Genomic DNA, 21,045 nt, shown 5'->3' with positions numbered 1-21,045 from the left:
CCCTTGCGGGACGTTTTTACCGGGCCGGATTGCCTGGGTATTTCGATGGTGTCATGGTGCTCGCCGGTGGCGTGTTTCGTTCATGGACAGGACAGCGCAGGATGCTGCAGCCTGGTCGCTGCAGGATGTCGCCGGGGTTCATGTATGGCGACCGGTCTCCGGGAGGAGCCGGGCCATTTCGTCGGCTCGCGCTACCGACACGGTGGCATTGCGGCCATCGGGGCCGCGCAGCTTGTGCTTTTCGATCAGCAGCGCAGACATCGGGGCGGGCACCGGCAGGGAAACGGAACGCTGTGAAACCGGTACGGGCGCCTCCTGGGGTGCGTGGGACGGCGGGACAGGGACCCTTGCCGGCGCATGGTCCGGTACGGCATGGGCAAGCGCCTGCGCAACATCCCCCGCAACCAGCAACGCGGCGGCCTCGCTGACCGACGGCGTGCCGGTATATTTGCGCACCGTCTCGCTGGGGTTGGGCACCGGAACCTGTGCCAGCCAGGTGGCGGGGTAGAAATGGATGGTGTGCCCCCGCTGGCGCTGCAGTTCCTGCATGGCGACTTCGTCGGCCTTCAGGTCGATGCTGGCCACGGCCCGCACGTCGGCCCACGACGCCTGCAGCTGGGCCAGTGCCTCGTCGATCACCTGCGCCAGCGTGGCATAGGGGGTGTTGCGGTCGCAGCCGATACCGAGGACCAGATCCCGGCTGCCCGCCAGGCCGGAGGCCGGCACAGGTATCTGCGTTTCTGCCGTGCCAGGCCGGTTGTGTGGCGTCGTCGTGTTCACGATGCGGTCGTGCTCCCTGCCATGGCCGGGGTCGGGCGTTCATCGGCGCCCTGCCCCGCGGGCGGACGGTAGACGATCAGATGTTCGGGCCACTGGCGCCACAGGTCTTCATCGAGGGGGCGATGGGTGATCAGCAGCAGCGCGCGGTGATGGCCGGGACGCACCTCCGTCATGTCATTCAGCACCTCGATGTGGCGGGGCAGCGGTGTGCTGCGCGTCCACCAGTGACGGCTGCCGGCCTCCTGCACCAGGGCGATGGGCTCCTCGTTGACCACGGCAGCCGCCACGCGGATCAGGTTGATTTTCGGGGCCTCCACCTGCCAGCCCAGCGCCCGGCCCAGAATGTCGACGGCCAGCGAGCCCCGCGCATCGGAGGCGGTGGTCAGCACCGGCGTGGCACCCAGCAGACGGGCCACCTGCTCCGCCCACACATTGGCGCCCCCCACATGGCCCGAGAGCAGCGGCACCACGAAGCGCGCGGCATCGTCCACGGCAATCACGCCGGGATCGGTTTCCTTGCCCTGCAGGTGAGGCGCCACGAGGCGGATGATGGCCCCCACCGACACGAAGCACACGAGCTGGTCGTACTGCCGGAATATTTCGCCCATCTGTTCCTTCACACCACCAGAATAAATGCGTTTATCATTCGGCAGCGAATCGAATGTGGCAGCAAATTTCTGCGAGGTGCACAGGGTGGCCTCGGGCAGTTGTGCAGCCAGCCGGGCAGCCTGTTCCGCGCCGCCCTTCGTGATGGCGATGAGGATGACACGTGGCGCAGAGACCGCATCTGCAGTGGCAGTGCCCGATGGGGTTGCGGCTTGCTGTGCGGTGCTGGCGTGGGCGACGCGGGACGCGCCGGTCGCCGTGGACGCAGCCTGTTCGGCCTCCGTCTGCATCGGGCCCTTTTTCAGGCAGCCACGCAGACGCTCGCCGCGCACACGGTGATGGGAGCGCACGATCATCAGCGACAGATAGCTGACCTTTTCGCCCCGCAGCTGGCGCAGCGCCTCGCCACTGACGACACGCTCGCCTTCCACGCCGGCCTTTTCGATGAAATGGGCGTCGGCCAGCAGATGGCGACTGTCCAGCCAGTCGATGATGTCGTCGAGCTGCGGCTTGATTTTCATCAGCACCAGCGTGTCGAACTCCGGCAGCAGCCGGTCGAGCATCGTCACACCATAGGCGGCGGGTACCACGGCAATGGTGTCATCCTGTTCGCCCAGCGTGGTGCCGGCTACCGACGCTGCACCGGTATAGGAATTGACGCCGGCAATGATCGGCGTTTCGATGCGTTCATCCACACTGCGCACGGTGCGTGCCAGATGGCTGAAGGTGGAATAGGTGCTGGCATCGCCTTCCACCAGAAACAGCACGTCCTCGCCGGCCTGCAGCCAGGGCAGCACGGTGTCGGCAGCCTTGAGCCAGGCACGACCCAGTTTTTCGGCATCGTAGGTCATCGGAAACACGATGGCCTCGACATGGGAGACGGGTTCGATGCCGGCCCGCTGCACGATGCCATGGGCGTAGCCATCGCTCTTGCCGCTGCGCACCGGATAGACCCAGCGGGTGTCGCGGCGTTGCAGCTGCGTCCAGGCTGCGCGGGTGATCAGGTCCGGATCGCCGGGGCCAAGGGAAACGCCAATGAGTTTTCCGGGGGAGGGTTGCATGGAGGCTTGGTGGGTCGAAAACGGTGAAAGAAAAAAGGTACGTCCTGCCAGGGTATGTCCTTCGGGATTTCGGTAGCCACGTTCATGGCGCGCGCGGCGGATTCATTCGTCCCCGGTCTGCTGCCAGCAGGCCGACACCAGCCAGACCGGGTTTTCGGCAGCCAGCCGGTTCATGTGCAGAATGGGTTTGCTGCGGGCAGCCTGCAGCTGCAGCACGTCCCAGTGCAACGTCCCGGTGCCCGGCCGCGATGCCGGATGGATGTCCAGGGTGGCGCTGTATGCTTCTGAAACAGACGGCGACGAGGCAAGAGCCGGTTCGTGTGCGGGGGAAGTCTGACTTCCCGCCCGGGCGGGACTGGCGGCATCCGCTGCAGGCTTCTCTGCATCTGCCGAAGTTTTCTCTGCATCTGCCGCCGTTTTCCCTGCATCCCCAGCCAGCGCCTTCAGGGTTTCCAGCGCCGTGGCCAGATTTTCCAGCGTGACGAAATTCATCACCAGATGCCCGCCGGGACGCAGGCGGCGCAGGATCAGCCGGATCAGCTCGGCCAGCTCGCCGCCACTGCCGCCCACGAACACGGCATCCGGGTCGGGCCAGGCCTGCATGCCGGACGGTGCCCTGTCGTGCACCAGCGTGTAGTTGGCCACGCCGAAGGCATCGTGGTTCTGGCGGATGATGTCCACATCGGCTGCGTTCTTTTCGATGGCAAATACGTGACCATGCCGGCAGAGCCGTGCGGCTTCCAGCCCCACCGAGCCACTGCCGGCACCGATGTCCCAGACGATGCTGTCGGTGCGCAGCTGCAGGCGGGCCAGTGACACGGCACGCACCTCCTGCTTGGTGATCAGCCCGCCGGTGCCATCGCCCTTCGGGCGACGCTGGGCGTAGGTGTCGTCGTTCAGACCCAGCAGCACCGGATTGTCACGCGGCTGGATGCGCCACAGCACCACGACGTTGAGCGGGGCGAAGGTCATGGTGGCGGCCGTGTCGATATCGAGCAGCGGATGAATGCGCTCTTCCGGCTGCAGCAGGTTCTCGGCCACGGCCATCTGCATGGCGCCGGCCAGTCCTTCGATTTGCAGCAGCTGCGCAATGCGGGCCGGTGTATTGCCGGGACTGGTCAGAATGACCAGGCGGTCGTGCGCGTGCACGGCCTGCGCCAGCGCATGCAGACCATGGTCGGGGCCCGCGCCCCGCTGCCAGGGGCCGGCATCCTTTGCATGCACCGAAAAAAGTTTTGCATCCTGCCACGGCATGCCCAGCCGTGCGCAGGCCAGCTGCAGCGTGGACACATTGGGCAGGATGTCCAGCGCCTCCGTGCACAACCGCGCCGCCAGATAGGGGGCAATGCCCCAGCAAAGCGGGTCACCGGTGGCCAGCACCACGCAGCGCTGTCCGGCCTCGCGCGCGGCACCGATCCAGCCGGGCACGGCCTTGAGCTGGCCGGTGAGATCACGCGTGGTGGCCCCCGGTTTGAACTGGCTTTCGAACAGCGCCAGCGTGCGCGGCGCACCGACGATCACATCGGCCGTGCGGATGTGGGCCAGCGCGGTGGGCGTCAGGCTGGCGGGGCCATCGTCCAGTACACCGATGATGCGGCAGGGATTGGGGTCGGTCATGGAGAAATGCAGGGATGAAAATCAGGAAACGGCGTCTGCCCTGCCCCGTTCAGTCCGGGTTTCAGTCCGGATGACTGGGTACGGGCGGAAAATCCTCGTCGGTATCGAAATCGGCGGAATGGGTGTGGGAGATGCCGGTGCGGCCGGCGGTTTCCGGGCGCGGGCGGTCCTCGGCCGGTGCAGACCAGACATCGGCCAGCATGTTGCCCTCACCATCGCAGACCATGATGCGGATCTGAAAGGCCCGCCCATAGCGGTCCGGAGCCTGCAGCGTGGCCATGGCGGTTTCGGCCAGTGTTCTGTGAAAGATGTCCCCCAGCCCCCGTTCCACCATCAGTTCGGCACCGAACCGTGCGGTTTTGGCGGCAGCAATGGCGGCACAGTCTTCTTCGCTGGCGCCGATGCGGCGGGCTACCTCGGCCACCACATCGGTATCGACCACACTGCGGTTGGCGTGGGTGATGGTCTCGCCCTGGGCAATCTTGGTGAGCTTGCCGACCATCAGACCAAAGACCACCAGCCGGATGCCCTGCGCCACGACCTCGTCCAGCGCGTAGCGCAGAAAATCGCCCATCTGCACGAAGCAGGCGGGCGGCAGTTCGGGACGATCACGGCGCACCTCGCGCATGGCAAAGGCCTCGCTGCGCCCGCCGGTGGTGAGCACGACGATGTCGTTGCCGGTGATGGCCGCCACCTGAATGCCCTGCACCACGCTGGCCCGCCAGGCACTGGTGGAATACGGCCGCACGATGCCGCTGGTCCCCAGAATGCTGATGCCCCCCAGAATGCCCAGCCGGGCATTGGTGGTCTTTCTGGCCATGACCTCGCCGTCGGGCACGCTGATGGTGACTTCCAGCCCATGCTCGGCCAGCAGGCTGCCGGCCACTTCGTGCAGGTTCTCGGCAATGTTGCGACGGGGCACCGGGTTGATGGCCGGGCCACCCACCTCCAGCCCCAGGCCAGGCAGCGTGACGGTGCCCACGCCGGGGCCGGCACGATAGCGCACCTCGCCCGCCTGTCCGGGCAGGATGCGCAGATCCACCGTCAGGTGGGCGCCATCGGTGCAGTCCGGGTCGTCACCGGCAAATTTCTGCACATAGCCATGAGCGGTACGGTTCAGGCCCTCGCCTTCGACCCGGCCGTCATGAATGGTGAAGGTGTAGCGGCGGCCATTGGCCAGCAGGCTTTCCACGGTGTCGGGCACCTGCCCGGTGACGAGGCCGATGGCACAGGCGCGGGCGGCCGTGGCCGAGCATGCCCCGGTGGAAAAGCCGGTACGGGTGCCACGCGCCGGCTTGCTGGCCCGAACCCGGGCTGCACGTTCGGCACCGGATTCTGCAGGTGCTGCCTTCGATGGCCCTTCCCCCGCGGGCGGTGCCGCCGGGATATCGGCGCATGCCTGCACCGGGTTGGCGATGTAGCCCTGCCCCGCGTCCGTCATGCCTGCGCCGCAGCCTTTTTCTGTTCGGCCTCGGCCAGCGCCAGCAGCGCATGCAGGGCAGCCACCACCAGCGTGGAGCCGCCCTTGCGGCCCTCGATGGCGATCCAGGGCACCTCGGTCACATCGTCGAGCAGCGCCTTGCTCTCGGCCGCCGACACGAAGCCCACCGGCATGCCGATGACGAGGGCCGGACGGGCATTCTCTTCGCGAACCATGCGCACCAGTTCGATCAGCGCGGTGGGGGCATTGCCAATGGCGATGATCTGGCCGTCGATCAGACCCAGCCGCTGCGCCTTGCGCATGGCCTGCACGGCGCGGGTGGTGTCTTCGGCCTTTGCCCGTTCGATCACGTCATCGTCGCTGATGAACTGGTGGGTCTGCACGCCGAAGTGTTTCAGCCTCGGCGCCGACAGACCCACGCAGATCATCTCCACGTCGGCCACGATGTGGGCGCCGCCCCGCGCCTTCGCACCGAGCAGCAGATCGATGCCGGCGCGCACGGCATCCGGGTGGAAACGGGTCAGGCCGTTGAAATCGAAGTCGGCATTGGCGTGGATCATGCGCCGCACGATCGGCCACTGTTCATCGGTGTAGGCGTGCGGACCGGCTTCCTCGTCGATGATGGCGAAGCTGCCGTGCTCGATGGCCTGGCCGGCACGGGTGAGCTGCTCGGTGATGGTGTTGACGGTGCTCATGGGTTCTGGCGGTCGGGAATGTCGAAAATGAAAGGATGGGGCGCGGATGACGGTGAATCAGCCGACACTCAGCGGCCAAAGCGTGAACGGGGGAAGAAGGGACGCCCGGGCAGGCCGGGTTGAATCGCCTTTCCTTTCGGGAAGGCCGACTGCGGCCCCAGCGGCTTGCCCTGCGGAACGGCACGGGCAACTTCCGGAATTGAACGACCCTGATTCGGGTCATTCATGATCTGATGATCGTTGCCCTGAGGGACGGGTTCCACACGGGCATGATCATGATGCTGCTCATGGTCATGGTCATGGTCATGGTCAGGATCGTGCGCATGGTCGCGATCGTGTCCAGGCTCGGCGTCATGACTATGGCTGTGCCCATGTTCGTGGTCATGGTCATGATCATGGGCGTGGTCGTGCTCGTGACCGTGCGGATGGTCATGCGCATGGTCCGGATGGGCGTCATGGGAATGATCATCCCCATGATCGTGCGCCTCATGGTCGTGCCCGTGCCCATGGCCATGACCATGACCATGATGATCATGGCCGTGGTGATGATGGTGGTGGTACCCCTCGCTTTCGCGGAACGGATCGGGGCGCATCAGCCGATCCAGATCGATGGCGCCCACTCCTTGCTTCAGGGCATGGACGCGCTCGTCCAGCATGCGGGCGATCTCGGGCTCGAAGCCGAAATAGCTGGTGTGTGCAAAGCGGACCTGCGGATACTGGGCCGCCAGATTTTCCATCTGACGCCCGATGCGCTTGATGAGCGTGCCGGTGAACAGGTAGTACGGCATGACGACGATCTGCATCATGCCCAGCGCCACCTGGTCGCGCACCACTTTCTCCAGGCGCGGGAAGGTCACGCCGGTGAAGGCCAGGTCCACGCGCTCGTGATCACCAATCTCCCACAGCCAGCGGGCCATGCGTGCCACGTCCCCATTGGCCAGCCGGTCGCTGGAGCCGCGCCCCAGCAGGATGACGCCGGTGGTACGGGGATCCGGCACGTCCAGCTGCAGCATGGCCTGACGCAGGAAGCGCTTCAGGATCCGTAGCAGCGGATCGCTGACCGCCAGGTGCGGGGCATAGAGGAACTGGACGTCGGGATGACGTTTCCGGGCGCGCTGGATGGCACTCGGGATGTCCTGACGAACATGGCCGGCGGCGTTGAGGATGAGCGGCAGCACCAGCACACGCCCGCTGTTGCGTGCCGCATGGTTCAGGGCCGGATCCAGCAACGGATCGGCAAACTCGATGAAGCCGACGTCGATGCGCCAGTCGGGGTGACGGGCACGCCAGCGTTCCGCAAACAGCAGGATCTCGGCATTGCCGGAGGCCTCGCGTGAGCCGTGGCCGACCAGCAGGATGGTGTCATTGGAGGTTGTCATCCGAAGCCTCGTCGGAAAGAGTTGTTTTCGTCTGGTCTTCCGGCACCCGGGTCTCGGAGCGCGGATTCAGCTTGCCCACCGCCATGTCGACAAGACGTTCCTCGCTGGCGCGACGGAAGCGGTGGGTGAAGCTGGCATCGTACAGCCGTGACTTGGTCAGGGTGCTCCACTGACGCGCGCCGATGGTGGGACTGGCGATGATCATGGCCTGGCTGACGATCTTGGCCTGCCGGCAGGCCTCCTTCACGTCGGCCAGCGTGGTGCGCACGATCTTCTCCTCGCCGGGCCAGCTGGCCTTGTGCACCACCAGGATGGGCGCGTCCTCGGGCCAGCCCGCGGCGCGCAGGTCGCGCTGGATGCTGGACAGCAGCGTGATGGACAGGAAGATGCACAGCGTGCTGCGATGCCGGGCCAGCGAGACCAGATCCTCGCCCTCGGGCATCGGGGTGCGACCCGCCACGCGCGTGAGGATGACGGTCTGCGTGACCTCGGGCAGCGTGAGGCTCTCCACGCCCGCGGCGGCGGCGGCGAAGGCTGAACTCACCCCGGGCACCACTTTCACCGGCACCCCGGCATCGTCCAGCGGCTGCACCATCTCGATGAGGGCGCCATAGAGCGAGGGGTCGCCGGTCTGCAGCCGGATGACGGTCCGGTGCCGCAGCGCCCGGCTGGCCAGCCAGTGGCAGATCTCCTCCAGCGTCATGCCCTTGCTGTCGGCAATCTCGCAACCCGGCGGCGCCCAGCGCGTGGCGGCCTCGCTGACCAGCGAGCCGGCAAAGAGGATGGCGCCCGCCTGTGCGATCAGGTCGCGCCCCTTGACGGTGAGCAGGTCCGGATCGCCGGGGCCGGCCCCCACGAACCACACGGTGCCGGGTCCGGTCCCGTCCGTGCCTTCCTCGTCCGAGCGCCGGTCACGCTGCGCCGCGGAGTCGTTTCCAAATGCGGCCGGAGGCTGCCCGCCCGTGCCGACCATCGAATCGGACAGGCCGGACAGGGCGGCTGCCACGGACGGCAGTACCGGGTGAGAGGCGGCCGAGGAGGTGCCCAGCAAGGTCTCGACCAGCGTCGGGATGGCCTCGTAGGGCCGCTCCGTCGGAAAGGACGTCTGCGGAACGGCCGGCTGCGTCTCGCGCTTGAGCCACAACGGCTGGCCGGCCACCATCAGGCAGGCGCGCTGGCAGCGGGCCGCCACCTGCTGGTTCAGCCAGCCCAGCGCGTCCACGTAGGCCCGCACGCCGGCGCCCACCGGCACCACGCCCAGGCCGATCTCGTTGCTGACGAAGACCAGCGGCCCGCGGCTCTGCTCGATGGCGGTGAGCAGCGAGGTCATGGCCTCGCTCTGGCAGAAGTTCTCGGCCACCCCATGCCCTTTCCGGGGGACGACATCCTCGTGACGGGCCAGCTGGTTGGCCAGCCACAAGGTCAGGCAATCGATGACCAGCAGACGCTCGGGGCGGCTGTAGCGGCGGATGACCCGGTCCAGTGCCAGCGGCTCCTCGATCGTGCGCATGCCCGGCAGGCGGGCACGGCGCTGTTCCTGGTGACGTTCGATGCGATGCCGCATCTCGTCGTCACGGGCCTGGGCGGTGGCCACGAAGGCCGCCTTGCGCCCCGCGGCCCCCTTCAGCCACTGCTCGGCCAGCTGTTCAGCCCGCCGCGACTTCCCGCTGCGCTGCCCGCCCAGGATCAGCTCATGCCCGACAGGCGAGACGAGGGGCAAGCTCGATGAAGGACCAGAGGAGGATGTCTTCTTCCCGGATCCGTCCTTGTCGGAATCACCGGAATACCTGAGACTCAACATGTCGATTTCTTCGGCAGGAAAAGGGCTGCGGCACGGGTGGGCGCACTGGCGAACCAGGCGTGGAAATAGCTAGCCCGCACCTGTCGGTACCGATAGACCGCCTCGGTGTGCGGGTTGGCACCGGATGACACGGGGCGGCTGCTGTGTGCGACTTCCGGCAGCGGGGTGATGCAGCGCGAATAATGAAAGGTATGCCCCCGCAACGGGCCGAGGGTCTCATCGGCGGTCGTCGCATCGGAGGATTCGTCTGAAGCCGAGGCCTCGGGCGCAGGGCTCGGGGCCGGGGTCGGGGCGTCATGGTGGCGATCCGCCGCCGGCGCATTCAGGTCTGTGTCTGCCGACACGGGGGGCCAGACCAGCTGCTGCATGCCCAGGCCGGCCGCACGCTTGCCGAACTCGATGCTGCCCGGCAGGATGCCCCACATCGGCCAGTCGCGCTCGTCGTGGCGCATCTGCTCGAAGAGCGGCAGCATGCCGCCGCACTCAGCCCAGACGGGGCGGTCAGCCTCGATATGCACGCGCAGCGTCTCGGGCAGGCGGCGGCAGGCCGAGAGCTGCTCGGCATGCAGTTCCGGATAGCCCCCGGGCAGCCAGACGGCATCGCAGGCCGGCAACGGATCGTCAGCCAGCGGCGAGAAGAAGGTCAGTGTGGCCCCCAGGGCCTGCAGAACTTCCAGGTTGGACGGGTAGATGAAGGCAAAGGCAGCATCGCGGGCAATGGCGATGGTGCGACCCGCCAGCGGCTGCGAGGCGGGTGCGGTGTGTCCAGGGCCTTCGGGCGGCAGAAAGCACGTGTTCCAGCGCTGTAGGGTTTCCCGGTCCAGGCTGCCCAGCACGGTGCCTTCCAGCGCATCGGCTGCGGCATCCAGCTTCTGTCGTGCATCGGCCAACTCGTTGGCGGGAATCAGGCCCAGATGGCGCGCGGGCATGGCAAAGGCCGCGTTGCGGAACACGCTGCCCAGGAAGTCGGAACGGGTGCCCTCCCCGGTGCCGTCGGGCCCCTCTTCCGCGGGCGTGCCGGACGGCTGCAAGTCGGCCTGTCGGTGGGCGATGCTCGCCGGCTTCGAATCGTTCCCTGAATGGGCGTCCATCGTCGGCTGGTCAGCACCGGGACGCTGGCAGGCGCTGGCCAGCAGCTCGGCATGGCGGGGGCTGGCCACGCGGTTGGCCAGGGCACCCGCCCAGCGCAGGCCGGGCAGCCAGGTCCGCAGGCCATGGGCCAGGGCACCGAAGGTGCCGGTCATGGACGAGGCATCGATGACGGCCAGTACCGGCAACCCCAGGCGGTGCGCCATCTCGGCAGCACTGGGCTCACCGTCGTAGAGTCCCATCACCCCTTCCACGAGGATGAGGTCCGCCTGTCCCGCCGCGTCGTACAGACGCCTGCGAATGTCGTCCTCACCGGTCATCCACAGGTCCAGGTTGTGGACGGTGTGGCCGCTGGCCAGTTCATGCCAGGCGGGATCCAGGAAATCCGGCCCGGTCTTGAAGACACGCACATCCAGCCCGGCACGGGACAGGCGCCGTGCCAGAGCCGCCACTACCGTGGTCTTGCCATGGCCGGAGGCCGGCGCGCTGACCAGCACCGCTGGCGCAAGGCGGGCGGGCAGCTTGCTGCCGGCAGAACCGGAATGGGAAACAGCCAGTGACATCCGTGGGATCCGATCCGCATGCGGGGAAGCACGGCGGACAAGGTGTCGGGAAAGAACACAGGCCACGGGCATCCCCGCCCGATGGCATGCAACGAAGTGCCCATGCCGCAGGCGGCACGGACCAGACGCCAGGCGCTTGGGAGTGCCTGACATCCGGGGTGTTGGCCGGTATCCGGGCTGACGGCTGGGCCCGATGATCGCCTTCCCGGGCCGGATGAGACGGACGCGCCCATTGAAGGACACGACGCCGCATGACCGGAACCAGTGGCTGCATGGATCATCAGGCTGGACAGGGAAAGGCGCCGCAGGCATGCCCGACAACGCCCGGGCAGCTGCCCACACGTCCGGGCCGACCTGCATGGGTGGCGGGACATGGGCCTTCCCTGCCCGACCGCACGACCGTTGCGGGGGCAGCGCAGGTCAGGCGGACAAGACTGCTTGCCACGATCCACCGTGGCTGCATGCACGCATGCAGACGGCGAACGCCCTCCTGCTTCCCGTTGAACTGCAAGGCGAGGAAGCGCCCTGCGAGCACCAACCGGGCTATTCTACGGGGTCCGGAAAAAATTTTCCGCGTGGCAGCGCCTGCATTGAGCGTGCCTCTTCAGGCGGGGTGACCGGGAGTGAAGCGGGTCAAGCCACTGTCAGCCGGTTCCTGGAGATCGTGCGGGGCCGGGACTGCTCACACGGCATGGAGCCCGTGATCCGGGACGGGCGCCCGTCCCACCCCAACCAACGACCCGGGCACTGGAAGATACCCCCGGGTCGTGCCTTCGCGCGCGTCTAGCGCCGCTCGGCCACTGCGTAGGCAGCCTGCGTGGGCGAGCCGTGCTCCAGTGCCTCGATGTCGCAGCCCTCGTACAGCTCGAAGGGCTGGTGGATCCAGGGGCTGTCATCAAGGTTGCAGACGCAGTAGTCGGGCGTGTAGACCGAGACGGCCTTCTTCCAGAGCACTGCGGTGCGCAGCTCGGTGATCTCGGGATGGCGGCTGCGCATGACCGGCAGCAGCTTCTCCAGCGTGACACCGGTATCGACCAGATCGTCGGCCAGCAGCACACGACCGCGCGTGACGTCCTCGGCCGCGCTGATGGTGGAGCCAATCTTCAGCTCGCCCTGCTGCACGACATTGCCGGTGTGGCGATAGGAGCTGGTGGTGAGCACACCCAGCGGCTTGTCGAAGATGCGCGACAGCAGGTCGCCCACCCGAAGGCCGCCGCGCGCCAGCGCGATGACCGAGTCGAACTGCCAGCCGGAGCGATGGATGGAGAGCGCCAGGCGCTCGATGAGGCGATGGTATTCGGCCCAGTCAACGTACAGATGCTGCATGATTCAGCCTTCCTTCCTGCCAGGGTGCCGCAGCACGATGGTCTCTTCGCGGTCGGGACCGGTGGAGATGATGTCAATGGGGGCACCCGACAGCTCGGCCAGACGCTCGACGTAGCGGCGTGCGTTCACCGGCAGGTCTTCCCAGCGGCGTGCGCCCCGGGTGTTTTCCTTCCAGCCGGGCATTTCCTCGTAGACTGCCTGGCAGCGGGCGACGGCACCGGCACCGGTGGGCAGGCGCTCCAGGCGCTTGATGTTGCCCTTGGGCGTGGTCATGTCGTAGTGCGTGCAGATGCGCACGGTGTCCAGACCGTCCAGCACGTCCAGCTTGGTCAGGCACAGGGCGGTGACGCCGTTGAGCTCGATGGAACGGCGCATGGCCACGGCATCGAACCAGCCGCAGCGACGCGGACGCCCGGTGACGGAGCCGAACTCGTGGCCACGCTCGGCCAGGCGCTTGCCGATGTCGTCATGCAGCTCGGTGGGGAACGGACCGCTGCCCACGCGGGTGGTGTAAGCCTTGGCGATGCCCAGCACGAAATGCAGGTTGCCCGGGCCGATGCCGGAGCCGGCTGCCGCTGCACCCGCCACGCAGTTGCTGCTGGTGACGAACGGATAGGTCCCGTGATCGATGTCGAGCAGCGCGCCCTGGGCGCCTTCGAACATCAGCGACTCGCCCCGTGCCAGCGCGTCGGCCAGCAGGCCGGCCACGTCGTGGACCATCGGGCGGATCTGCTCGGCCTGGTCCTGCAGCTCATCCAGCATCCTGGCCACGTCGATGCGCGGGGCGTGGTAGTAGTTCTCGAGCAGGAAGTTGTGCAGCTCGGCGGCCTCGCGCACGCGCTCGGCCAGCTGGTCGGGCACATACAGGTCTTCCAGCCGCAGGCCGCGCCGTGCCACCTTGTCCTCGTAGGCCGGGCCGATGCCACGGCCGGTGGTACCGATGCGGGCGTCGCCCCGGGCCTGCTCACGCGCCTGGTCCAGCGCGATGTGGTAAGGCAGGATGAGCGAGCAGGCATAGCTGATGCGCAGACGGTTGCGCACGTCGACACCGGCGGCCTCCAGCTCGGCGATCTCGGACAGCAGCGCCTGCGGCGAGAGCACGACGCCATTGCCAATGTAGCAGGTCACGTCATCACGCAGGATGCCCGAGGGAATGAGGCGCAGCACCTGCTTGCGCCCTTCGATGACCAGCGTGTGGCCCGCGTTGTGACCGCCCTGGAAGCGCACGACTCCCTTGACTTCGTCGGTCAGCAAGTCGACGACCTTGCCTTTGCCTTCGTCACCCCACTGGGTGCCGACCACCACCAGATTCCTGCTCATGATTCCTTCCCTGCAAGCCGCCATTGGCCGTGGATGAAGCCGATCATCCGATCGGCGGAAACGCCGGCCAGGCGCTGGGCATCCTGGCCGGGCAACAATTGCAATACGGTCTCGCCCTGGGCGCGCAGCGTGTCGATGAACGCCAGCAGCGCCGGGTCGTCGGACCAGGGAGCGACGATGATGGCCGGCGGCGTGTGCCGGTCGCGTCGCAGCTCGACGAGTTCCCGCAGGTCGAGCGAAAAGCCGGTGGCCGGGCGGCCGCGCCCGAAGGCGGCGCCGATGCCGTCATAGCGTCCACCGCGCCCCACGGCCCGGGCATGACCTTCGACGTAGGCCGCAAAGCCCAGCCCGGTGTGGTAGCGAAAGCCCTGCACGTCAGCCAGATCGATGGCCAGCGACACCTGCCCGGCATGGCGTGCCAGCCGCAGCGAGCCCAGGACGGCATCCAGTGCGTCGAGATGGGGGGTGGCCTGCGGCCACGGGGCCAGCACGGTGCGCGCACGGGCCATGGCCGATTCGGCCGGGCCGAAGCACTCGGGCAGAGCAAGCAGCGCGGCCGCAGCGGGCTGTTGCGACCACGGGGCAAGCAGCTCGCGCAGGCTGGGCAGGTCGCGGGCCTGCAGCAGCTGCAGCACGGCCTCCTCGTCGACCCCTTCCAGCTCGGCCAGCAGCAGGCTGGCCAGCCCCAGATGGTTGATGTCCAGGCGCACCGGACCCAGTTCGGCCAGTGCCAGCGACTGCAGCAGCAGATCGATGACCTCGATGTCGGCCTCGATGCCGGCATGGCCGTAGACCTCGGCACCGATCTGGATGGGCTCGCGCGAGCCTTCCTGGCCGCTGGGACGGGTGCGCAGCACCGAGGCGGCGTAGCAGAGCCGGTTGATGTCACGCTGCTGCAGCAGATGCGCGTCGATGCGTGAGACCTGGGGCGTGATGTCGGCCCGGACCCCCAGGCTCTGCCCGGAGAGCTGGTCCACCAGCTTGAAGGTCTTCAGGTCCAGGTCGCCGCCGCTTCCGATGAGCAGCGAGTCCAGATATTCGACGAGCGGGGGCAGTACCAGCTCGAAGCCGTGGCGACGATAGGTGTCAAGCAGCGCACGGCGCAGACCTTCGAGGTCCTGCGCCGCATCGGGCAGCAGGTCCGAGATGCCTTCGGGAAGTAGCCAGCGGTTCTTCATGCCAGGGAAACGAAAAGCAGGCCGGCAAGTACCAGCATGAGACCCACGAAACGCAGCTGCCCATCACGCAGGGCAGCCATCTGCTGCACCGCGTTGCGCCAGCCACCCGGCAGCAACAGGGGCATCAGCCCCTCCAGGAGCAGCACGAGCCCCAGGGCGAGCAACCACGGCGAGACGGCGGGATCATCCATGGGGACAGTGAATGCGGGACCGTGAATCCAAAAAAACACCGCCCTCGTGGCAGGAGACGCATCCGCCCTGCCCTGGGGCCTGGCGGGTTGCGCCGTCCTAGCCGACGAAGGCAGGACAGATGGGAAGGAACTTTCCGTCACGCCGTCCCGAAGGACGGGCGTGGCGGAGAACTTACGTTCCTGTGTCTGATTTTAACGGCATTTTTCGTCCGGACACCGGTCCGGCGCATTTTCTTTCGGACTCAGTGCGCGCTGCCCGCCGCAGCCGGGGCTGCGGGGGCTTCCTTGAAGGGTGGCGTGGGCTGACGACCCGAGGCGGCCGGCGCCGGCTCTGCCCCCTGGAAGTAGCGGAAGAAGTCGGACTGCGGATCCAGAACCAGCATGTCGGCACGGTCGGCAAACGAGGCGCGATAGGCTTCCAGACTGCGATAGAAGCTGGCGAACTCGGGGTTGCGACCGAAGGCCTTGGCGTAGAGGCGGCTGGCCTCGGCATCCCCGGCACCCCGCTCGTTCTGGGCGTCACGATAGGCCTTGGCGATCAGCACCTCGCGCTGGCGGTCGGCATCGGCGCGGATGCGCTCGCCTTCCGCGGCGCCCTTGGCGCGGCGCTCGTTGGCCACCCGGGTACGCTCGGAACGCATCCGCTCATAGACCCGTTCGGCCACCTCGGGCGCGAAGTCCACACGCTTGAGGCGCACGTCGACGATGGTGACGCCGATCTTTTCCAGCTCGACCGACATCACCTTCATGACCTGCTTGACCAGGGTCTCGCGCGCCGAGGAGATCACGTCAGCCACGGAGAGCCGGGCAATCTCGTTGTTGAGCGCCGAGCGCAGCTGCCGGCCGATGCGGTCGTCGGCGGCCAGCGGGCTGTGGCCAACCGACACGAAGAACTGGCGCGGATCGGCAATGCGCCACTTCACGAAGGAGTCGACCTGGATGTTGATCTTCTCGGCGGTGATGAAGCGGTCGATCTCGTCGCTGTCATAGGTGAGCGTGCGCTTGTCGAAGTAGCGCACGTCCTGCAGCGGCGACGGCAGCTTCATGTACAGGCCAGGTTCGTTGATGACGCGCTTGATCTCGCCGAGGGCAAACACCACGGCGTACTGGCGCTGGTCAACGACGAACAGGCAGGAAAAGGCGAGGACGATCAGCACGCCCAGCGTGATGATCAGCGCGAGCACACGATTCATCGGAGGCTCCCGTCGATGGCGTTGGCGAAATGGGCGTTGTCAGAAAGGGGCAGATGCGAGGGAAACGGGCTCATCGGGCGTAGCTCCGATCGCGGCTGCGCAGCGCGTTGAGCGAAGCACCACGGCTGTCGGCATCCTGCGCGATGCCGGTGCCGCCCGCGTTGGCCGGCTGGGGCGTCTGCACGCTGGCCGGTGCCTGCTCGACCGCGCGCTCGGCGCGCTCGCCCGTCAGCGACGGCTTGCCACCCTTGCCCTGGTTGCGATCCAGGATGCGATCGAGCGGCAGATACAGCAGGCTGCCGTTCTTCTGCGAATCCAGATACACCTTGGAGGTGTTGGACAGGATCTGCTGCATGGTCTCCAGATACATCCGCTCGCGCGTGACCTGCGGCGCGTTGGCGTACTGGGTGTAGATCTGGTCGAAGCGCAGCGCATCACCCTCGGCCTGGGCAATGACCCGTGCCCGGTAGCCCTGGGCCTCCAGCACCATCCGGTCGGCGGTACCCTTGGCGCGCGGGATCACGTCGTTGGCGTAGGCCTGGCCTTCGTTGATGAGGCGCTGGCGGTCCTGATCGGCCTTGTTGGCGTCCTCGAAGGCGGCCTGCACCTGCTCGGGCGGCTGGGCCTGCTGGATGGTGAAGTCGACGATGCCGATGCCGAGCTTGTAGCGATCCAGGATGGCTTGCGTGAGCGTCTGGGCATCCTCGGCCACCTGCGCCTTGTCCTCGTAGAGCACCTGGTCGGTGGTGCGCTGGCCCACCACCTCGCGCATGGCCGATTCGGCCACCTGGCGGATCAGCTCCTCGGAGCCGGAGGACAGGTTGTTCTGGAAGAGGAAGTCACCCGGATTGTCGATGCGGTACTGCACGGCGTACTGCAGGTCGACGATGCTCTGGTCACCCGTGAGGATGAGCGACTCCTTGGGCACCTTGGTACGCACCGAGTTGCGGTAGCCCACCTCGATCTGGCGCAGCCGCGAGCGGTCGACGATCTCGTGCGTCTCGATGGGGTACGGCAGGTTCCACTGGATGCCGGCCTCGTGCGTGAGGTAGCGGAACTGGCCAAAGCGCAGCACGGCAGCCACCTGGCCTTCCTGCACGATATAGAAGCCGCTGCCCAGCCAGGCCAGGCCGGCCACGACGCCGACGATGGCCAGACCCGAAAGCAGGCTGCGTCCGGAGGGGGCGGCATTGCGGCCACCACCAACGGGCATGCCGCCGCGGCCGCCCTGGCCGCCACGCTTGCCCCCCAACAGGCCGTTGAGCTTGCTGCTCAGGTCCTGCCAGAACTCGTCGAGATCGGGCGGGCCATCGGACGGACGCTGCGGCTGCGGGCGCTCGGACTGCCACGGCGAAGGCGACGCAGCAGGCGGACGCGCCGGGGGTTGCTCATCCGCGCCACGGGTGCCACCGGCCTCGGGCGACCGGCCGGAAGGGGTCGGGGATGCAGCAGGAGGCGGGTTCTGGTCCTGGCCGGATCCGGCACTTCGGCCCCAGCCCGAATCATCAGGGGTAGACATGGTTTGACTGTACCTTGAAAGGGTGGCAGTTGCCCGAAGCAGGAGGGCGGCGTTCAGGAAGACGGATGATCCGGCCCGTCTTCATCCGCGGACGGATCAGCCTCATCGGATACATCGGAGGGGTCGGGAGCCTCGGCGGTAAAGGCCTCATCGCCGTACCAGGCGGTCTCGTCGACAGCCTGGGCCCGCGCCTGGGCACGTTCCCGCAACAGGTCGCGCAGTGCATCGACCCCGGCGCCCGTGCCAGCGCTCAGCGCCAGGCCGCTGATCCTACCATAGGGGTCGAGCCGCACCTCGGGCACATTTCCGGTCAGATCGATCTTGTTGTAGATCATCAGCTGCTCGACCTCGCCTGCTCCGATCTCGGCGATGACTTGGTTGACGGCCTCGATCTGGCGTTCGCGGTCGGGCGAGCCGGCATCGACGACGTGCAGCAGCAGGTCGGCCTCGGCGGTTTCCTCCAGCGTGGCGCGGAAGGCCGCCACCAGACCGTGCGGCAGGTTGCGGATGAAGCCCACCGTGTCGGAGAGCACCACCTCCAGACCGTTGCCCAAGCCCAGACGGCGGGTGAGCGGATCCAGCGTGGCAAAGAGCTGATCGGCCGCCAGTGCCCCGGCCCTAGTGAGCCGGTTGAACAGCGTGGACTTGCCGGCGTTGGTGTAGCCGATAAGCGAGACGCGCAGGGCCTCGCCGCGCTGACGGGCGCGACGGCGGGTGCGCCGCTGGCGATCGACCTTCTGCAGGCGCGTGCGCAGCCGACGGATCTTGTCGTCGAGCATCCGGCGGTCCAGCTCAAGCTGGGTCTCGCCGGGGCCGCCGCGCACGCCGATGCCGCCGCGCTGACGCTCCAGGTGCGACCACATCCGCACCAGGCGCGAGGCCTGGTGCTGCATGCGTGCCAGTTCCACCTGCAGCTTGCCTTCGGTGCTGCGGGCGCGCTGCGAGAAGATCTCGATGATCAGCTCGGTGCGGTCAGCGACCTGCACCTTCCAGAGGCGCTCGAGGTTGCGCTGCTGGATGGCGCTGATGGCGTGGTCGAAGAGGACCAGACCGACACGCTCGGTGCGCAGCTGGTCGGCGATGCGCTCGGCCGCTCCCGAGCCCAAGTAGAGCGCGGGATCGGGGCGATTGCGCCGCAGGACCTCGCGCAGCACCGGCTGCAACCCGGCCGAACGCGCCAGGGCGTCCAGTTCATCCAGATCGTGAGCCTCCAGGCGTTCTCCCTGGGTGGCCACGGCCAGCAGCGCGGCCCGCTTGGGGTCGGGCGCGTTCGGGTCGTGCTGGCGGGCGACGTACTGGTGCTTCAGTGGGAACCGCCTTCAGACTGGAATTCGATGGCGCGGCTGGGCACGACAGTGGAGATGGCGTGCTTGTAGACCATCTGCGTGACGGTATTGCGCAGCAACACCACGTACTGGTCGAAGGATTCGATCTGGCCCTGCAACTTGATGCCGTTGACCAGATAGATGGACACCGGCACATGCTCCTTGCGCAACTGGTTCAGGAAGGGATCTTGTAATTGTTGGCCTTTGTTGCTCATGGTTCTTCTGAGAGATACTGAAATTCAGGGTGCAGTCCGGGATGCGGCTGGTCTGGGCCATGCGAAGACCACGACACGCCCGGACAGCCCGAGCCATGCGGCCCGGGCGCTCCTGATTGCACTTTAACCTATATGGGCGCTTTACGCATTTTTCCAGCCCTACCGTTGACAACGGCACACGTTCGGGCCGATGAACGGCGAGAAGTTTCGCCGTTATCTCCTCACCTGGCTTACTTCCCCCGGTTGGCGTAGGGGTTGGCGCCCGTGCGGAACTCGATGCGCAGCGGCGTGCCCTGCAGCGCCAGACGCTCGCGGAACCAGCCTTCCAGGAAGCGTCGGTAGCTGTCGCCCACCTTGTCGAGCGAGCTGCCGTGGACGACGATGACGGGCGGGTTCTGTCCCCCCTGGTGCGCATAGCGCAGCTTGGGCCGGAACGGGCCGTTGCGCGGCGGCTGCTGATGCAGCACGGCCGCATGCAGCATGCGGGTGAGCTTGGGCGTGGACAGCTTGCGGGTAGCGGCGGCACGGGCCTCGTCCACGGCCTTCATCAGCTTGTCCAGCGCGCGGTTCTTCAGTGCCGAGATGGTGAGCATCGGCGCCCAGTCCAGGAAGTACAGGCGTCGCTGGCATTCCTGCAGGACGTTGCGGCGCTCATCGGCCGGCACGGCATCCCACTTGTTCAGCGCGATGACCAGTGCCCTGCCCGCTTCCAGGATGTAGCCGGCAATGGCACTATCCTGCTCGGAGATGCCGTCGGCCGCATCGATCATCAGCACGGCCACGTTGCAGTCCTCGATGGCCTGAAGCGTCTTGACCACCGAGAACTTCTCGACGGTCTCATGCACCTTGCCCCGGCGACGCAGGCCGGCGGTGTCGATGAGCTGGTAGTCGCGGTTGCGATAGCGGAAATCGACGGTGATCGAATCCCGCGTGGTGCCGGGCTGATTGAAGGCGATGAGGCGTTCCTCGCCCAGCAGCGCGTTGATCAGCGTGGACTTGCCGCCATTGGGACGACCGACCACGGCCACGCGGACGGGCTTGCGCTCGTCGGCCTCGGCGTCGCCCTTGCCGGCAGCCCCCTCGGCAGCCTCTCCCGCACGTTTACCGTTTGCCGGGCGTCCGTCCTGGTCGGCCTCGCCGTGTGCTCCCGCGTCGTCAGCGGCCGCATCCGCGGGACCTTCAGCCTCATCAGCCATGCCGGCATCCGCTTCGGCAGCCTCGGCCAGCAGGCGTTCGCGCTCGGCGCGCCAGTCCTCCAGGCATTCCTCCATCAGCGCGTGCACGCCGTCACCATGAGTGGCGGAAATGGGCATGGGCACGCCCAGCCCCAGCGCATGGAACTCGGCGGCAGCCACCGGGCGCGAGATGCCCTCGCACTTGTTGACGGCCAGCACCACCTTGCGGGCCGTGCGGCGCAGCTCCTGGGCGATCTCCTCGTCACGGGCCAGCAGGCCCTGACGGCCGTCGACCACGAAGACGACCACGTCGGCCTCGATGACGGCCTGGCGGGTCTGGCGAGCCATCTGTTCGGCCACGCCGGTGGCGGCCACGGGCTCGAAGCCACCGGTGTCGATCAGCACGACACGCTGGCCGTCGAGCGTGGCCGAGCCATAGTGCCGGTCACGGGTGAGACCCGGGATGTTGGCCACCAGGGCGTCGCGCGAGCGCGTCAGGCGGTTGAACAGGGTGGACTTGCCCACGTTGGGCCGCCCCACCAGCGCAATAACCGGTACAGATGGATTCATG

Annotated in this window: 17 protein-coding genes and 1 pseudogene; all 18 read right to left on the bottom strand. The window is 67.3% G+C overall.

Annotated elements, in window-relative coordinates; all coding sequences use genetic code 11:
* Positions 1–138: 138 nt before the first annotated feature.
* Complete coding sequence (locus EL249_RS08870) at positions 139–780, bottom strand: cobalamin biosynthesis protein (RefSeq protein ID WP_197721580.1); 642 nt, start codon at positions 778–780, stop codon at positions 139–141.
* Positions 777–2,447, bottom strand: coding sequence for a precorrin-2 C(20)-methyltransferase (cobI, locus tag EL249_RS13805; RefSeq protein ID WP_005673026.1), 1,671 nt, complete (start codon positions 2,445–2,447; stop codon positions 777–779). The genes EL249_RS08870 and cobI overlap by 4 nt, the downstream gene beginning before the upstream one ends.
* 102 nt (positions 2,448–2,549) lie before the next feature.
* Positions 2,550–4,064: a bifunctional cobalt-precorrin-7 (C(5))-methyltransferase/cobalt-precorrin-6B (C(15))-methyltransferase gene (locus tag EL249_RS08855; protein ID WP_005673027.1), complete on the bottom strand. Its 1,515-nt coding sequence runs from the start codon at positions 4,062–4,064 to the stop codon at positions 2,550–2,552.
* A gap of 61 nt (positions 4,065–4,125) precedes the next feature.
* Positions 4,126–5,505 carry a cobalt-precorrin-5B (C(1))-methyltransferase gene (locus tag EL249_RS08850; RefSeq protein ID WP_005673028.1) on the bottom strand — a complete coding sequence of 460 codons (1,380 nt, stop codon included), beginning with the start codon at positions 5,503–5,505 and terminating at the stop codon, positions 4,126–4,128.
* On the bottom strand, positions 5,502–6,200 hold the full coding sequence (locus tag EL249_RS08845; protein WP_005673029.1) for a precorrin-8X methylmutase: 699 nt from the start codon (positions 6,198–6,200) through the stop codon (positions 5,502–5,504). The genes EL249_RS08850 and EL249_RS08845 overlap by 4 nt, the downstream gene beginning before the upstream one ends.
* 68 nt (positions 6,201–6,268) lie before the next feature.
* Complete coding sequence (locus EL249_RS13580; protein WP_005673030.1) at positions 6,269–7,579, bottom strand: sirohydrochlorin chelatase; 1,311 nt, start codon at positions 7,577–7,579, stop codon at positions 6,269–6,271.
* On the bottom strand, positions 7,563–8,552 hold the full coding sequence (cobM, locus tag EL249_RS13215) for a precorrin-4 C(11)-methyltransferase (protein WP_169311711.1): 990 nt from the start codon (positions 8,550–8,552) through the stop codon (positions 7,563–7,565). Before cobM ends, EL249_RS13580 begins: the two co-directional genes overlap by 17 nt.
* A 180-nt stretch (positions 8,553–8,732) precedes the next feature.
* Positions 8,733–9,380 (bottom strand): annotated as a pseudogene (locus EL249_RS13210) (bifunctional adenosylcobinamide kinase/adenosylcobinamide-phosphate guanylyltransferase); the annotation flags it as partial.
* Positions 9,374–11,032, bottom strand: a complete 1,659-nt coding sequence (locus tag EL249_RS13205; RefSeq protein ID WP_005673032.1) for a nucleotide-binding protein — start codon at positions 11,030–11,032, stop codon at positions 9,374–9,376. The pseudogene EL249_RS13210 and the gene EL249_RS13205, both read right to left, overlap by 7 nt.
* Positions 11,033–11,815: 783 nt before the next feature.
* Positions 11,816–12,358 (bottom strand): phosphoribosyltransferase, encoded by a 543-nt coding sequence (locus EL249_RS08825; RefSeq protein WP_005673033.1) that lies wholly within the window; start codon positions 12,356–12,358, stop codon positions 11,816–11,818.
* Between the two features lie 3 nt (positions 12,359–12,361).
* Entirely contained in the window at positions 12,362–13,702 is a 1,341-nt protein-coding gene (locus tag EL249_RS08820) for an adenylosuccinate synthase (protein WP_411431040.1), read from the bottom strand.
* Entirely contained in the window at positions 13,675–14,856 is a 1,182-nt protein-coding gene (locus EL249_RS08815) for an ATP phosphoribosyltransferase regulatory subunit (RefSeq protein WP_005673035.1), read from the bottom strand. The genes EL249_RS08820 and EL249_RS08815 overlap by 28 nt, the downstream gene beginning before the upstream one ends.
* Positions 14,853–15,047: a DUF2065 family protein gene (locus EL249_RS08810; protein ID WP_005673036.1), complete on the bottom strand. Its 195-nt coding sequence runs from the start codon at positions 15,045–15,047 to the stop codon at positions 14,853–14,855. Before EL249_RS08810 ends, EL249_RS08815 begins: the two co-directional genes overlap by 4 nt.
* Positions 15,048–15,289: 242 nt before the next feature.
* Positions 15,290–16,240 (bottom strand): protease modulator HflC, encoded by a 951-nt coding sequence (gene hflC / locus EL249_RS08805; RefSeq protein WP_005673037.1) that lies wholly within the window; start codon positions 16,238–16,240, stop codon positions 15,290–15,292.
* Positions 16,241–16,310: 70 nt separating this feature from the next.
* Positions 16,311–17,759 (bottom strand): FtsH protease activity modulator HflK, encoded by a 1,449-nt coding sequence (gene hflK, locus EL249_RS08800; protein ID WP_005673038.1) that lies wholly within the window; start codon positions 17,757–17,759, stop codon positions 16,311–16,313.
* Positions 17,760–17,812: 53 nt separating this feature from the next.
* Positions 17,813–19,003, bottom strand: coding sequence for a GTPase HflX (gene hflX / locus EL249_RS08795; RefSeq protein WP_126348164.1), 1,191 nt, complete (start codon positions 19,001–19,003; stop codon positions 17,813–17,815).
* Between the two features lie 59 nt (positions 19,004–19,062).
* Positions 19,063–19,299: an RNA chaperone Hfq gene (hfq, locus tag EL249_RS08790; RefSeq protein WP_005673040.1), complete on the bottom strand. Its 237-nt coding sequence runs from the start codon at positions 19,297–19,299 to the stop codon at positions 19,063–19,065.
* Positions 19,300–19,529: 230 nt separating this feature from the next.
* Complete coding sequence (der, locus tag EL249_RS08785) at positions 19,530–21,044, bottom strand: ribosome biogenesis GTPase Der (RefSeq protein WP_005673041.1); 1,515 nt, start codon at positions 21,042–21,044, stop codon at positions 19,530–19,532.
* Position 21,045 lies beyond the last annotated feature (1 nt).

The organism is Lautropia mirabilis, from assembly GCF_900637555.1.
GTDB classification, from domain to species: Bacteria; Pseudomonadota; Gammaproteobacteria; order Burkholderiales; family Burkholderiaceae_E; genus Lautropia; species Lautropia mirabilis.
This window is presented reverse-complemented; position numbering and strand designations above follow the sequence as displayed.